The sequence below is a fragment of the Sphingobacterium sp. Mn56C genome (assembly GCF_049319645.1).
In the GTDB taxonomy this organism is placed as follows: Bacteria; Bacteroidota; Bacteroidia; order Sphingobacteriales; family Sphingobacteriaceae; genus Sphingobacterium.
Window position 1 is genome coordinate 205454 of sequence record NZ_JBMOUC010000005.1, and the last position, 12058, is coordinate 217511.

16 protein-coding genes and 1 pseudogene are annotated in these 12058 nt (G+C 41.3%); 4 read left to right on the plus strand and 13 right to left on the minus strand.

Annotation, left to right across the window (positions count from 1 at the left end; genetic code table 11):
- Positions 1-104: 104 nt before the first annotated feature.
- From ACL9RF_RS13695 to ACL9RF_RS13715, 5 genes and pseudogenes are all read right to left on the minus strand, one after another.
- Positions 105-2582, minus strand: a complete 2478-nt coding sequence (locus tag ACL9RF_RS13695; protein ID WP_422801198.1) for a glycoside hydrolase family 2 TIM barrel-domain containing protein — start codon at positions 2580-2582, stop codon at positions 105-107.
- A 111-nt stretch (positions 2583-2693) separates the two neighbouring features.
- Positions 2694-3911, minus strand: a complete 1218-nt coding sequence (locus ACL9RF_RS13700) for an FG-GAP repeat domain-containing protein (protein WP_422801199.1) — start codon at positions 3909-3911, stop codon at positions 2694-2696.
- A gap of 574 nt (positions 3912-4485) precedes the next feature.
- Entirely contained in the window at positions 4486-4632 is a 147-nt protein-coding gene (locus tag ACL9RF_RS13705) for a hypothetical protein (protein WP_422801200.1), read from the minus strand.
- Between the two features lie 85 nt (positions 4633-4717).
- Positions 4718-4951, minus strand: a pseudogene (locus ACL9RF_RS13710) (RHS repeat-associated core domain-containing protein); the annotation flags it as partial.
- A 24-nt stretch (positions 4952-4975) separates the two neighbouring features.
- Positions 4976-5626, minus strand: coding sequence for a hypothetical protein (locus ACL9RF_RS13715; RefSeq protein WP_422801201.1), 651 nt, complete (start codon positions 5624-5626; stop codon positions 4976-4978).
- 113 nt (positions 5627-5739) lie between these two features.
- Between ACL9RF_RS13715 and ACL9RF_RS13720 the strand changes: the two genes are divergently transcribed.
- Positions 5740-5889 (plus strand): hypothetical protein, encoded by a 150-nt coding sequence (locus ACL9RF_RS13720; protein ID WP_422801202.1) that lies wholly within the window; start codon positions 5740-5742, stop codon positions 5887-5889.
- A gap of 59 nt (positions 5890-5948) precedes the next feature.
- Here ACL9RF_RS13720 and ACL9RF_RS13725 read toward each other — a convergent pair whose 3' ends face one another.
- Genes ACL9RF_RS13725 through ACL9RF_RS13735 form a run of 3 tightly spaced genes read right to left on the minus strand, consistent with a single transcriptional unit; the run spans position 5949 to position 8088 of the window.
- Positions 5949-6431, minus strand: a complete 483-nt coding sequence (locus ACL9RF_RS13725) for a hypothetical protein (protein ID WP_422801203.1) — start codon at positions 6429-6431, stop codon at positions 5949-5951.
- Between the two features lie 6 nt (positions 6432-6437).
- Entirely contained in the window at positions 6438-7358 is a 921-nt protein-coding gene (locus ACL9RF_RS13730; protein ID WP_422801204.1) for a hypothetical protein, read from the minus strand.
- Entirely contained in the window at positions 7327-8088 is a 762-nt protein-coding gene (locus ACL9RF_RS13735; RefSeq protein ID WP_422801205.1) for a hypothetical protein, read from the minus strand. Before ACL9RF_RS13735 ends, ACL9RF_RS13730 begins: the two co-directional genes overlap by 32 nt.
- A gap of 53 nt (positions 8089-8141) precedes the next feature.
- Here ACL9RF_RS13735 and ACL9RF_RS13740 point away from each other — a divergent pair, with 53 nt between their 5' ends.
- Positions 8142-8291, plus strand: a complete 150-nt coding sequence (locus ACL9RF_RS13740) for a hypothetical protein (protein WP_422801206.1) — start codon at positions 8142-8144, stop codon at positions 8289-8291.
- 51 nt (positions 8292-8342) lie between these two features.
- Here ACL9RF_RS13740 and ACL9RF_RS13745 read toward each other — a convergent pair whose 3' ends face one another.
- The 3 genes from ACL9RF_RS13745 to ACL9RF_RS13755 are packed head-to-tail and all read right to left on the minus strand — an operon-like array spanning position 8343 to position 9531.
- Positions 8343-8594 carry a hypothetical protein gene (locus ACL9RF_RS13745; protein ID WP_422801207.1) on the minus strand — a complete coding sequence of 84 codons (252 nt, stop codon included), beginning with the start codon at positions 8592-8594 and terminating at the stop codon, positions 8343-8345.
- Positions 8591-9094, minus strand: coding sequence for a hypothetical protein (locus ACL9RF_RS13750; RefSeq protein WP_422801208.1), 504 nt, complete (start codon positions 9092-9094; stop codon positions 8591-8593). Before ACL9RF_RS13750 ends, ACL9RF_RS13745 begins: the two co-directional genes overlap by 4 nt.
- Positions 9091-9531, minus strand: coding sequence for an RHS repeat-associated core domain-containing protein (locus tag ACL9RF_RS13755; RefSeq protein WP_422801209.1), 441 nt, complete (start codon positions 9529-9531; stop codon positions 9091-9093). The genes ACL9RF_RS13750 and ACL9RF_RS13755 overlap by 4 nt, the downstream gene beginning before the upstream one ends.
- A 164-nt stretch (positions 9532-9695) precedes the next feature.
- On the opposite strand from ACL9RF_RS13755, the gene ACL9RF_RS13760 reads away from it, so the two are divergent.
- Positions 9696-10861 (plus strand): IS3 family transposase gene (locus ACL9RF_RS13760; RefSeq protein ID WP_422801210.1). Its coding sequence is split into 2 segments (ribosomal slippage): positions 9696-9936 and positions 9936-10861, totalling 1167 coding nucleotides; the frame shifts between segments, so codons are not numbered across the junction.
- Here ACL9RF_RS13760 and ACL9RF_RS13765 read toward each other — a convergent pair.
- A complete protein-coding gene (locus ACL9RF_RS13765; protein WP_422801211.1) occupies positions 10827-11096 on the minus strand; it encodes a SymE family type I addiction module toxin in 270 nt (89 codons plus the stop codon). The two genes, ACL9RF_RS13760 and ACL9RF_RS13765, sit on opposite strands and share 35 nt — an antisense overlap.
- 157 nt (positions 11097-11253) lie before the next feature.
- On the opposite strand from ACL9RF_RS13765, the gene ACL9RF_RS13770 reads away from it, so the two are divergent.
- Positions 11254-11586 carry a helix-turn-helix domain-containing protein gene (locus ACL9RF_RS13770; RefSeq protein ID WP_422801212.1) on the plus strand — a complete coding sequence of 111 codons (333 nt, stop codon included), beginning with the start codon at positions 11254-11256 and terminating at the stop codon, positions 11584-11586.
- A 28-nt stretch (positions 11587-11614) separates the two neighbouring features.
- Here ACL9RF_RS13770 and ACL9RF_RS13775 read toward each other — a convergent pair whose 3' ends face one another.
- Entirely contained in the window at positions 11615-12055 is a 441-nt protein-coding gene (locus ACL9RF_RS13775; RefSeq protein ID WP_325407166.1) for a hypothetical protein, read from the minus strand.
- Positions 12056-12058 lie beyond the last annotated feature (3 nt).

Below are 12058 nucleotides of genomic sequence, written 5' to 3' on the forward strand. Positions count from 1 at the left end.
CGCCACAATTCAGCACCCTCGGCAGGAATCGTTTTAAATCGGCACAGGCCATACAACATGTCGCCCTGTAACGATCTCTACATTTAACGCCAAGAAAACCTGTATTATAGCATTTCACTGGAGAGATCGATCATTGCCGTACCGATGTTATCGGCATGCGCTGTAACGACAACTTTGGCTCCCGTACGCATTAAGGTTACCAAGGCACGGCCATTGTAAACCTGCAACCTGCTGCTACCATCCGAGGTACCTTGGTCCACTCGCAAGTACCCATCGCCAGCAGCTTGAAAGTTTATATAATCGCGAGCATCCAAACATTTGACTCCATTTTCGTCCCGTAAATACGCTTCCAAAAGCACCGAATCGCCATGATCTTCTAGAACTTTGAAACTTACCATCGCCGGCTTCCCCCATTTTGAGGTCTGGTAGTACTGTACAATCGAATCGCGAACGCTATGATCCCCCTTACGGGCAACGACTTCAATTTTATTTTCGCCCGTAACAAACTTTACCATCCATCGTAACCCGGCAGCAGGGAAATCCTGGCTATTCCGCTTGCGTACCCCTAAACTTAGGCCATTCACAAACAATTCTGCTTCGTCGCAGTTGGAGTACACCTTCACCATGCGTTCCTGCCCTTCGTCGCCCCAACGTATCGGCCAGCTATGGCCATAAATATGCGCCATAGGCTTATCTGCCCAATACGACTGGAAAACATAAAAAGACTCCTTCTTCGTTAAATTACGCTCGACAACGCCCTTTTGATTTACATAAGGCACCGGGTTTTCTGGCCGTAAAGGCGTGGAAAAATCCTTAAATGGCCAATAGGCCGTACCTGTTAACCAAGGCATGGTTTCCTGTTCTTTAAGGTGCCAATCGATAAGGTTAACGATATAACTTTCGCTCCAATCCCCATCTTTAGATACACGTGCAGGACCGCCAAATAAAGAAGCATCACCAGTACGCTCATCGACAACACTGCTTGCTGCAACCTCCGGTAGCCCCTCATCGGGAGTTTCCGAATGCCTGCGAGCATGGCTATCGCCGCCCCATTCTACATGTAGAAAACTATGGGTTTGGTTAAATTCGGTAAAACTAGCCGCTTTATAATCGGTATATACACCACGATACCAGCCGGCCCAAATTGAAGGCGAGTAAACATCTACAATATCCTTGCAGAAATCACATCGACGGATAGCGGTCTTTCGAGAAGGATCTAAACGATGAGACAAATCGTTTAACGCTTTCATATACGTACGGATTTGCTCCTTATCAAAAGTTTGAAAATCTCCGGGCCAATCGTTTTCATTACCCAGGCCCCAGATAATAACAGAAGGATGGTTATAATGCTGTTCAATCATATGTGTTAACATCCGTTTCCCCTGCTCCTGATACAGCGCTCCCCCCAAACCTCCCCGGCACCAAGGTATTTCTTCCCAAACCAAGATCCCTAAAGCATCACAGGCTTCCAACACAATGCGAGACTGCTGGTAATGCCCTAAACGAATAAAGTTTACCCCCATTTCCTTCATCAACCGCATCTCTTCCCATATCTGCTCCGCGGTCATGGCCGGGCCAACACCGGCATGATCCTCATGGCGGTGTGTTCCTTTAAGGAGCAGGCGCTTCCCGTTTAACATAAAAGGCCCTTTATGTATAAACTCAAAAGTACGAAAACCTATTTTTTGCGTTGTTGTAGCCGTATCACGGCCATGAACAACCGTAAGGGTTAGGCTGTAAAGAGTAGGTTGCGCTGTAGACCACAATTGTGGGTTCTTCACCTCCAGTGTACCAATAGGCAGATCAGCTCCCGACGAAAGGTCAACGCTCGCGCTGTGGCTACTGATTTTTTTACCCTGCGGATCGCTGATTGTAAGCAACACCTGTGCAGCCTGCAAAAGCTGAGGATTACGGAAGCGTGATCGCACAGCGATGACACCTTTTTTCCCTTTGTTATCGACCTTAACATCCGCAAAAAGCTGTGCTACAGAAAGTGCAGGCACATAGTTTAAGTTTACATAACGATATAATCCGCCATACAGATTAAAATCCGACAAATCGGAAGGTATAAGCTCTAAATCGCGGGTATTATCCACACGTATCACAATAGGTACCTTACCTTTAAAACGAGCTACGGCAGCGGTATCTTTTTTATAGCGTGCTACAGCATCAGTAATGTCGGCATGCCACTCATCATACCCACCAATATGTTCTTTCACCATTTCCTGATACACATAAACCTGAGTTTTCTGGCCTGCACCTTCAAAATGCAATAGCGTTCTCCCCGCTGGGTAAGGATTACTTATATCCAAAAATGTTCGATACCAGCCTGGCCCCTGGTAATAATTAGCAAATGGAGCAACCGCATCATACTGGTTATAGCTATGCGGCAACTGGATAGTCTGCCATATTGGCGATGCCTCGGGTGCGCCATCGCCTACTGGCCGTACTGCCTCCCAAATGCCCCCTAAGTCCTGTTTCACAAATTCCCATCCCGACAGTAAACGACTACTTTGTTGGGCATAAAGGAAAGAAAAAGTACAGCAAAAGGTACAGCAAAGTAAGCATAAGATTTTTTTCACGTTTATAATTTTTGGTTACGACTAAAGCCAAAAATCATGATTTCACACCTTTTCAGGGGGTGAAAATTGGTTATTATAGAGGAATAATCGTTCTAAAAGATAAAATATAAATTATTTGCCCAGCAAAAGCCTCACCTGATCGCCCCAAGCACCTATCACAAGGTCAGGGATACCATCGTTATTAACATCGCCGACGGCAATACCCCAACTTCTGCCATAGGTAGACTCGGGAATAACACTATCGGTAACCAAGGTAAAGTAGCCGTTACCATCGTTTTTCAAAGCCTGCACCTGATAAGCCTGAAATGGCGGTATCATAATAGCACTTAAAATAATATCTATAGCGCCATCACGATTATAATCTATGCTGTGGGCAGCATAGGTAGAAAATTCAAAATTTGGTATCCGCTTTTCGGTTTCATCTTTAAAAAATCCGTCTCCCTGATTGATAAACAAGCGTGCCCTAGGGTCGTTATCCCTGCCACCACCATTGCTCGCAAGGTTTGCAAACAGCAGATCAACCTGACCATCAGCATTGGCATCAAAAGCAATAACCTCACGGGTATGTAGGGGTACCGTTTGTGGTAGCGCCCCTTCCTTTTCATAAAAATTGCCTTTACCATCATTAAAATAAAGCCGATTAGGTGCCACCTCATTACCGATGACCATATCCAAGAAACCATCGTTATTTACATCCACCAGCTTTACCGATTGTGTTTGATCCAAATGTGGCGGCAAGCTCCTGGACGAAGCGTTGATAAAGAACCCAGGGTTATCCTTGTTATTCAACCACAAAAAGTTAGCGGGTTTATCACCAGAGTTTCCGATAACCACATCCAAAAGGCCATCGTTGTTTACATCACCAATAGCTAAGCCATTGGCTTCACTTTTCCCCAGCAACCTATCGCTTACATTTTTAAATGTTCCATCGCCATTGCCCAGGTAGAATTCATGATTTTGGTCGTCCTCGGCAACAAATATCACATCGAGCAAACCATCGCCATCAAAATCACCAACACGGACATGTTCGGTGTCGTGGTTTGCATTTAAAAACACACCCCTCACCCAGGTAAAGCGCCCTGTACCATCATTTAAATACAAGCGATTTGGCTGTGACTCTAATGCCAGTACAATATCCAGGTGGCCATCCCTATTAAAGTCTGCCAAAGCGACATCCAAGGCATGGGTCTTTTCATCTAAAGGCAAATGCGTCGTGGTTACATCGCTAAAAAATCTGGTTTCAGTATTTTTTGTTTGCGCCAAGCAGGCTGTACAGCATAAAAACGTGCATATACACATGGAGAATACAGGAAAAATAAAAGGTGTCATAGGTTCTAGATTTAGTTAATCAACTGAATTTCAACCCTAAATATAATAAATCTCTGGCAATAGCAGGGGAATTATTGGCAATGGCTGAAAATCTAAAACCGCAAGCAGCCTAAATATTAACTATTAGTCTAAATTAATTTTATAAAAAGAATTATTATAACCTGGAGAAAGGAAAAACAAAGAAGGTGTCCCAAAAGGTCACCTTATTTGTTTTTATAAAATCTGTTTAAACTTAAAAAATATATCTCTATATAATAAAGTAAATAAAAGAGCTATGCTTATTAAAATTTTTAGACAAGCATCTTGATCTAATACTTTTTGAGATGTGAAATATGCATATAAAGAATACTCTATAAATATTATTAGTAGTATACTTAAAATAAAATAAGTTCCTTTTTTTATCTTAAATGAGAAGTATAAAGGAGCTGAAAACAATATAATATCTAAAATAGGGAAGAAAAGAATAATCCACATATAATAAAATAGATCTTACCCATTTCTAATATTATTCAACTGTAATAATTTAAAGTCGCCATTTAAGACCATTAGAAATAAATAACTAGGCTTTTTCATATTAATTTCTTTTATAAAATTTTGATGGGTAATATGAAAAATCACGCATTGGTTGTCCACCTGTACGTCCTTCACCCATTGCTGGTGGTGAATAACCTTTAATAGGGGCTGTATGCGTTGCCTTAAATGATGGCTTTCTATAATTCATTAATGTGCTATTTGTGTTATTTAATTTGAGTGATGCTGAGGGAAAAATATACTCTTTGCTATTTCGTATATCAAACGTAATATTCTCAGTTCAAATTGATAGGCCCCAGATTATTCTTTGCTTCCCAACCATTATTAAACCTATTCTCAAAGCCCTCACCTATATTTCCCAATAAATTGGCTCCTTTCAGAACAATATTATTGATAAACATAGGATTGTTCATTGCATAGTTATACGGTGAGACATTATCAAATGCCTCCGCTAGCGGATCCACCACATTCCACCGCCCTATCTCCGCATCGTAGAACCTCGCTCCGTAATCATATTGGCCTCCTAACTCCTGCTAAATCTCTTTACCATTGTAAAGGTACTTATTTATACCTGCTGATACAATACGCTGTTTTCCGAATGGGTAATAATCGTCCTGCTGTAAGACCTCGACTTTATTATTCACCGGGTTTCGGTATACCGTAGAGCGGACATTACCCAAATGATCTGTCAGATTATACCGGTAGTTATAGGTATTGTTTACTGTATTCCGATAAGCTACACCCTCACCCGTATGGATAAGTTCAATAGCTCCCGAGCTGTATTCTATACCACCCACATAGTCCCGATTGCCTCCTTGGTTGGAGTATTTCCGCAACTTCGTTCCCCTAACATCGTATAAATAACCCACACGTACCGTACCGTTACAAGCACTATCCGGCAGATTAAGGTGGTTATACCTGATGTTCATCCCCATGCGGTCTCTGCTAGTATTCCCATTGCCATCATAGACATAATCCGATACCGACTGTAGCTGTCCGCTAAGGCTCTTGAGCCTATTACCCGTATAAGCATAATTTGTTCCTGTGGCATGGTTGTCCCTATTTAAAGTGCTGATATTACCCCTATCATCGTAACTCAAATGCTCACTTATTACGGTACCCGTACTTACCCCACTCTTCAGCCGGTTCAGTTTGTCATAAACATAGATAAACTTACTGTCCATGCTAGCACCATGCCCCCAGTGTTGCTGGGCGATATTACCATTATACGGGCTATTTGCCAACAGCTCTCCATCGAAACCTACATGATAATCTAGAGCATAACTAAAATGTGGTGATGTCGCGTCGCGGAACGGCTTTTGACAAACGTACGCTGGATCGCATCCAAGAACTCGAACAGCTCGAGGAGACCAAAAAACAGACGCTATATGACCTGATTGACACGTACATCAGGGATGCTAAAGCTCGTAGGGCATATAGCTTATAACCAACACCGCCCAATCCGGTGAAAGATTGGGCGGTGCTGGTTTTACTTATTCTCCGACATCAGACTATCAGACAAAGATAAAAGGAGAACAGAACAAAAAGTATTGACCCCACGGTCAACCAGCCATATTTACGCTTTTCCTGTTTAGACCACTTTTCATATCTGTCAAAGTATTTTATGTATTTATCCTGCTTGAAAACAAACACATAACAGATCAGACCAGAGCCAACCCCACAGCCTATTATAAGCGGCGTGGATATGCTTACTTTCAACATCATCAGAACAGAAAAAAAGAAGAGAGCCAAACCGCCCCAAAGAAAACCACCGGCAGCTACAGTACTAAGACCAAACCGCTTGTCTCCCCATGCTTTGTTGATTTCCTGATGAATATCAACACCCATTTTTTCGTGTCTCTTCTTGATAAAAGGTATCTTAGCCAAAAGCCAAAAAGGATTAACTTTATTAGATAAAAGATGTAATCTATATTCAGCCTTATAGAGGCAGTAATGAACAATATTTAAGTAGCTTTCGATTTTATCCACAATTATTTACCTTCCATGATAATGATTCACTGCCTGCCCGGCCCATTCGGCGCCATAGTACCCTCCAATAAAACCTCCTATGACACCACTAACCCCTCCAATTAATGCTCCGGGAACAGCTCCCACGCCGAAAAAAGCAGAACCAACGACACCGCCCCCAACAGACCCCGCCTTGGCTCCTAACCAAGCTCCCGCTAATGCGCCTGCCAATTTTCCAGATGCCAGTTGAGCATTATATCCAAAAGTACCTCCGTCCATCTGATATCCCCTATAGGCCTCAATCCCACCACCAAGAACAGTTGCTGCCACGGTAGCTCTACCTGCCCATTTATACATCCCAGCAGCCCTATACGCTCCTGAAAGCCCTCCTGTATACTGATTTCCTCCCCATGAGCTATTATAATACTTACCATTTTTACCCAGCCAATAACCAGAAGGATTAGTTAGTGTTCCTGCCCCGCCATAAAGAGCACCTCCAATATCCAATGCTGATTTCGTCCCATCAAATCCAAAGTTTGCGGCTGTTACAGAATTAATGTTGCCCATCAAGCCAACAGCATCACTAACTCTTCCCTGTGCATTACTAAGCCATCCGTCGCTCTCGAAAGTGCTTCTTCCTGTTACGGTAACAGCGTCCAACTCCCAACTAAAGCCATTATCGGCACTGATGATATGGTTTGACATATCATTTATAGATGCTCCACTACTATTGTTGAGATAATTGAAAAAAGAAGAAATCTCATCGGGATCATCTATGGTTATATTGCCGTTTGCATCTACCCGGTACATCCCATTAGGGTCGTGAAATAGAATGGGATCGTTTCCTACATAGGCATAAGGAGAATACGAAGAATACACTTCCGCCAACGAATCCACCACATTCCACCGCCCGATTTCAGCATTGTAGAAACCTCGCTCCGTAATCATATTGGCCTCCTAACTCCTGCTGAATCTCTTTACCATTGTAAAGGTACTTATTTATTCCTGCTGATACAATACGCTGTTTTCCGAATGGGTAATAATCGTCCTGCTGTAAGACCTCGACTTTATTATTCACCGGGTTTCGGTATACCGTAGAGCGGACATTACCCAAATGATCTGTCAGATTATACCGGTAGTTATAGGTGTTGTTTACTGTATTCCGATAAGCTAAACCCTCACCCGTATGGATAAGTTCGATAGCTCCCGAGCTGTATTCTATACCACCCACATAGTCCCGATTGCCTCCTTCGTTGGGGTATTTCCGTAACTTCGTTCCCCTAGCATCGTATAAATAACCCACACGTACCGTACCGTTCCAAGCACTATCCGGCAGATTAAGGTGGTTATACCTGATGTTCATCCCCATGCGGTCTCTGCTAGTATTCCCATTGCCATCATAGACATAATCCGATACCGACTGTAGCTGTCCGCTAAGGCTCTTGAGCCTATTACCCGTATAAGCATAATTTGTTCCTGTGGCATGGTTGTCCCTATTTAAAGTGCTGATATTACCCCTATCATCGTAACTCAAATGCTCACTCATTACGGTCCCCGTACTTACCCCACTCTTCAGCCGGTTCAGTTTGTCATAAACATAGATAAACTTACTGTCCATGCTAGCACCATGCCCCCGGTGTTGCTGGGCGATATTACCATTATACTGACTATTTGCCAACAGCTCTCCATCGAAACCTACATGATAATCTAGAGCATAACTAAAATGTGGTGATGTCGCGTCGCGGAACGGCTTTTGACAAACGTACGCTGGATCGCATCCAAGAACTCGAACAGCTCGAGGAGACCAAAAAACAGACGCTATATAACCTGATTGACACGTACATCAGGGATGCTAAAGCTCGTAGGGCATATAGCTTATAACCAACACCGCCCAATCCGGTGAAAGATTGGGCGGTGCTGTTTATTGGTTGGTTATTTCAGCTTCTCTATCCCTAAATGTATTACATATAACAGGAAGCCTAAAATGATCGTACCGACTAAGATCGCCAACCACCAGTAAGGAAGAACCCATAAAACATAATATTTTAATGACGCCGGTATATCCTTATACCAGACACCTGTGTAGTAGCTTCTCTTAAAGGCATCATCATATAATCCCATTACGTAGGTAAAGACCAACATAACAACAAAACCAAGTAAGAAATAAGCCGTAATCTTTCTCATCTGTTAGCATTTTTATGTGGATCCTCTTCTTCAAACAATTTATTCCAGTCGTTGATAGAATACGATTTATCACCAACTTTAACCCCCGTAAAATTACCTTTCTTATCCGTGGAAATTGAAAACCTGAAACTTGTAATATCTCTCTTGTTTTCGCCATCTAAGCTACTGAAAGGCAAACCCTCATAAAAACCGACTCCTATAAAAAGGTTTTGGCCACTTGGATCCGTAATAAAAGCCTCTGTACTCGGGAAGTTGTCACCCGTGAGTTTTCCACTTATATTTAATGTCCCTGCTTTCTTATTTTCGGTAATTGAAAAATCGGAAAACACATCAATATTAGGTGCCCCTGGAACCATAGGGTTAGATCCCGCTACATGGGCCCCAAAGTTGAAGGTCTTGGCATCACCATTCGAACGAGTTGTAAATTTCCCCTCAAAGTTTACTGCAGGAGTTTCTGTATAACTGCCGGCAATCAATCTATGAGAAGTAGGACTACTCATGCTGTAGTACTTAGGTTTGTTTTATCTGTATCAAAATTTATCCGTTGATGCACTCTCGCCGTGGCTGTTGAACTTGTAGTATACCCTCTATTAGCACCATCGCCATGAAAACCACCTCCAAAATAATTGAATGGAGCAAAAGCCCTAATAGTTATGGGATACGGGATCAACCCTCCTATATCAATAAACCTCAATGGATTATTAAAGGCATAAGCATAAGGAGACCACCGGTGCATCTTCTCCGCCAACGGATCCACCACATTCCACCGTCCTATCTCCGCATCATAAAACCTTGACCCATAATCATATTGGCCTCCTAACTCCTGCTGAATCTCTTTACCATTGTAAAGGTACTTATTTATTCCTTCTGATACAATACGCTGTTTTCCGAATGGGTAATAATCGTCCTGCTGTAAGACCTCGACTTTATTATTCACCGGGTTTCGGTATACCGTAGAGCGGACATTACCCAAATGATCTGTCAGATTATACCGGTAGTTATAGGTGTTGTTTACTGTATTCCGATAAGCTACACCCTCACCTGGAGTGTCTACCTTTGTTGAGACGAATTACTTGAGTTCGAAATTAATATATTTGAACAATGGCAAAACAATATGACAATGAATTCAAGGTTATGATAGCCGAGCTATATAAATCTGGAATAACGGCAAAACAGATCAGTGATGATTACTCTATCCATGACAGTATTATAAGACGATGGAGCCGTGAGTATGATTCCAAGTCTGGTGATTTCTCTAAAAAGAAGGGATTATCAATTGAGGAGAAAGAGTTGAAGGATTTAAGAAAGCAATTAAAGGATGTAACCGAAGAGAGAGATATATTAAAAAAGGTAGTAGCCATCTTCTCCAAGAGCGACAAGTAATATATGAGTTTATCTTAAAGAACAAGGATATTCATACTGTTGAGAAGATGTGCAAGTGCATGAGATTGATTAAAAACTCTTATTATCATTGGCTTCGAAATAAGGATAGACAGAGGATTACCTCATCATCGACATTATTTCTTAAAGACCGAATCAATACTATATTTGAGCAGAGTAGACAGATCTATGGGAGTTACAGAGTTCAAAAAATACTGGAACGCGAAGGGCTTATTTACTCCCGTTCTTATGTAGGATTCTTGATGAAGAAAATGGGGCTGAAAAGTGTCTTGAGAAGAAAATTCACGATAACTACCAATTCAAAACATTCTTTTCCAATAGCAAGTAATGTTCTTGATAGAAGTTTTGAAAGTCTAGAAATAGGCAAAAAGTGGGTATCTGACATTACCTACATAAGAGTGAATGATGGGTGGAATTATCTGACTACAATTATTGATCTTGCGGATAGAAAAGTGATTGGATGGTCTTTAAGTGATGATATGACAACCAAAAATACAATACTTAAAGCTTGGTTATCAGCGAGAGGAAACAGAGATATTCAACAAGGACTCATTTTTCATTCAGATCGCGGAGTACAGTATGCTTCAACTAAAATGACCAATCTTTTTTCTTTTAATAGAAAGATAATACAAAGCATGAGTAGAAAAGGTAATTGTTGGGACAATGCTGTAGCCGAAAGTTTCTTTAAAACAATAAAGTATGAGTGGCTATATAGATTCAAATACACTTCCTTGGAACAATTATCAGATTCTATTGCCGAGTATATAAAATGGTATAATACAAAAAGAATACATTCCAGTCTAGGCTATCGAACTCCGCTGGAAATGGAAATCAAATTAAAGAGTATAAGTAAAAAGGTGGCTTGAGAAAATTAGTCCTAAAAACATTAGGTAGTCCACTGAACTCGATGCGTTCTATCAGCAACAGACCCGAACGGCTCACTACACGCACCAAATCGCCAATATTAAAGCCTGCTTCTTCCAACCATATCCCGCTAAGGTTCAGCCAAGGCACATTCTTTCCGGTTGCTCCCATACAACGGCTCTGACTGGGGCGGAACTTGCCCTGTACTTTCACTTGTTTCTTGTTCTCTGATGCCATAGGAAAATATTTTTTAAGATTTTTAAATGGAACTATCAGACACAAAAGTAAATTATATTTCCAAAACCAACAAGTCCTATCAGCTTTTTTTATGTCTTTTATTTACATAAATTTGTAATTCCTTACGATTATAGGACACATTTAAGCACTTTAAGCAATGGAAACAGGAACTATTATTACATCGCTCCGAAAAGAAAAAGGATGGTCGCAGACTGATTTAGCCACAAAAAGCGGTGTTTCCCGGGAGATGATTGGTAAATACGAACGTGGAGAAGCTGTGCCGTCTATTGAAGCGGCTAAAAAAATTGCGGACGCTTTTGAGGTAAGTCTGGATTACCTGGTAGGAGAAGGTGTAAACAGCAAGTTTGATAAAAAGACCGTAAAACGGCTGCAGGATATTGAAAAGCTCGACCCCGCCGATAAGGAACACGTTTTCGCTATGCTGGATGCGTTCCTCGCTAAAAACAAATTACAGGCTATCCTTAAATAAAAAAGCCCGCAAATGCGGGCTTTGGTATCTACATTTCAACTAAAAGGTATTTTTGTAGAACAGTCGGCAACTCGCCTGATGTATTCGTTCGGACGAATTCACTAATGCTAAAATGAAAATCATATACAGCTTTTTCAAAATCTGCAAATATCGTTTCTAACACTGTTGATGAAAAAGAAGCAACAATTTTTAATTGCTCTCCCTGCCTTGAAAACTCTAATGTTTCAGCATTTTCTGTAAACTCAAAATATTCCTTAGCGGTATTTTTTGCTTTTAGACTACTAACAATCATTTGCAAACAATAGGCAAAGTCTAACAATGGTATCCATTCCCATTCCATTTCAATCTCTGCATCAGACGAAATTAAAGACACATTACCCAATAAAAAATTATATCGGATTTCTTCATCAGAGATATACTCAAGTTCTTCGGGCTGCTCTATTATTATTTTATACTCTATTCTAAACATTGT

Excerpts from the sequence above, each read along its gene's own strand:
- ACL9RF_RS13740 (WP_422801206.1), top strand. The coding sequence starts at position 8,142 with ATGTCGCGTCGCGGAACGGCTTTTGACAAACGTACGCTGGATCGCATC.
- ACL9RF_RS13775 (WP_325407166.1), bottom strand. The coding sequence starts at position 12,055 with ATGTTTAGAATAGAGTATAAAATAATAATAGAGCAGCCCGAAGAACTT.
- ACL9RF_RS13745 (WP_422801207.1), bottom strand. The coding sequence starts at position 8,594 with ATGAGAAAGATTACGGCTTATTTCTTACTTGGTTTTGTTGTTATGTTG.
- ACL9RF_RS13700 (WP_422801199.1), bottom strand. The coding sequence starts at position 3,911 with ATGACACCTTTTATTTTTCCTGTATTCTCCATGTGTATATGCACGTTT.
- ACL9RF_RS13720 (WP_422801202.1), top strand. The coding sequence starts at position 5,740 with ATGTCGCGTCGCGGAACGGCTTTTGACAAACGTACGCTGGATCGCATC.
- ACL9RF_RS13715 (WP_422801201.1), bottom strand. The coding sequence starts at position 5,626 with ATGGACAGTAAGTTTATCTATGTTTATGACAAACTGAACCGGCTGAAG.
- ACL9RF_RS13730 (WP_422801204.1), bottom strand. The coding sequence starts at position 7,358 with ATGATTACGGAGCGAGGTTTCTACAATGCTGAAATCGGGCGGTGGAAT.
- ACL9RF_RS13765 (WP_422801211.1), bottom strand. The coding sequence starts at position 11,096 with ATGGCATCAGAGAACAAGAAACAAGTGAAAGTACAGGGCAAGTTCCGC.
- ACL9RF_RS13770 (WP_422801212.1), top strand. The coding sequence starts at position 11,254 with ATGGAAACAGGAACTATTATTACATCGCTCCGAAAAGAAAAAGGATGG.
- ACL9RF_RS13705 (WP_422801200.1), bottom strand. The coding sequence starts at position 4,632 with ATGAATTATAGAAAGCCATCATTTAAGGCAACGCATACAGCCCCTATT.
- ACL9RF_RS13750 (WP_422801208.1), bottom strand. The coding sequence starts at position 9,094 with ATGAGTAGTCCTACTTCTCATAGATTGATTGCCGGCAGTTATACAGAA.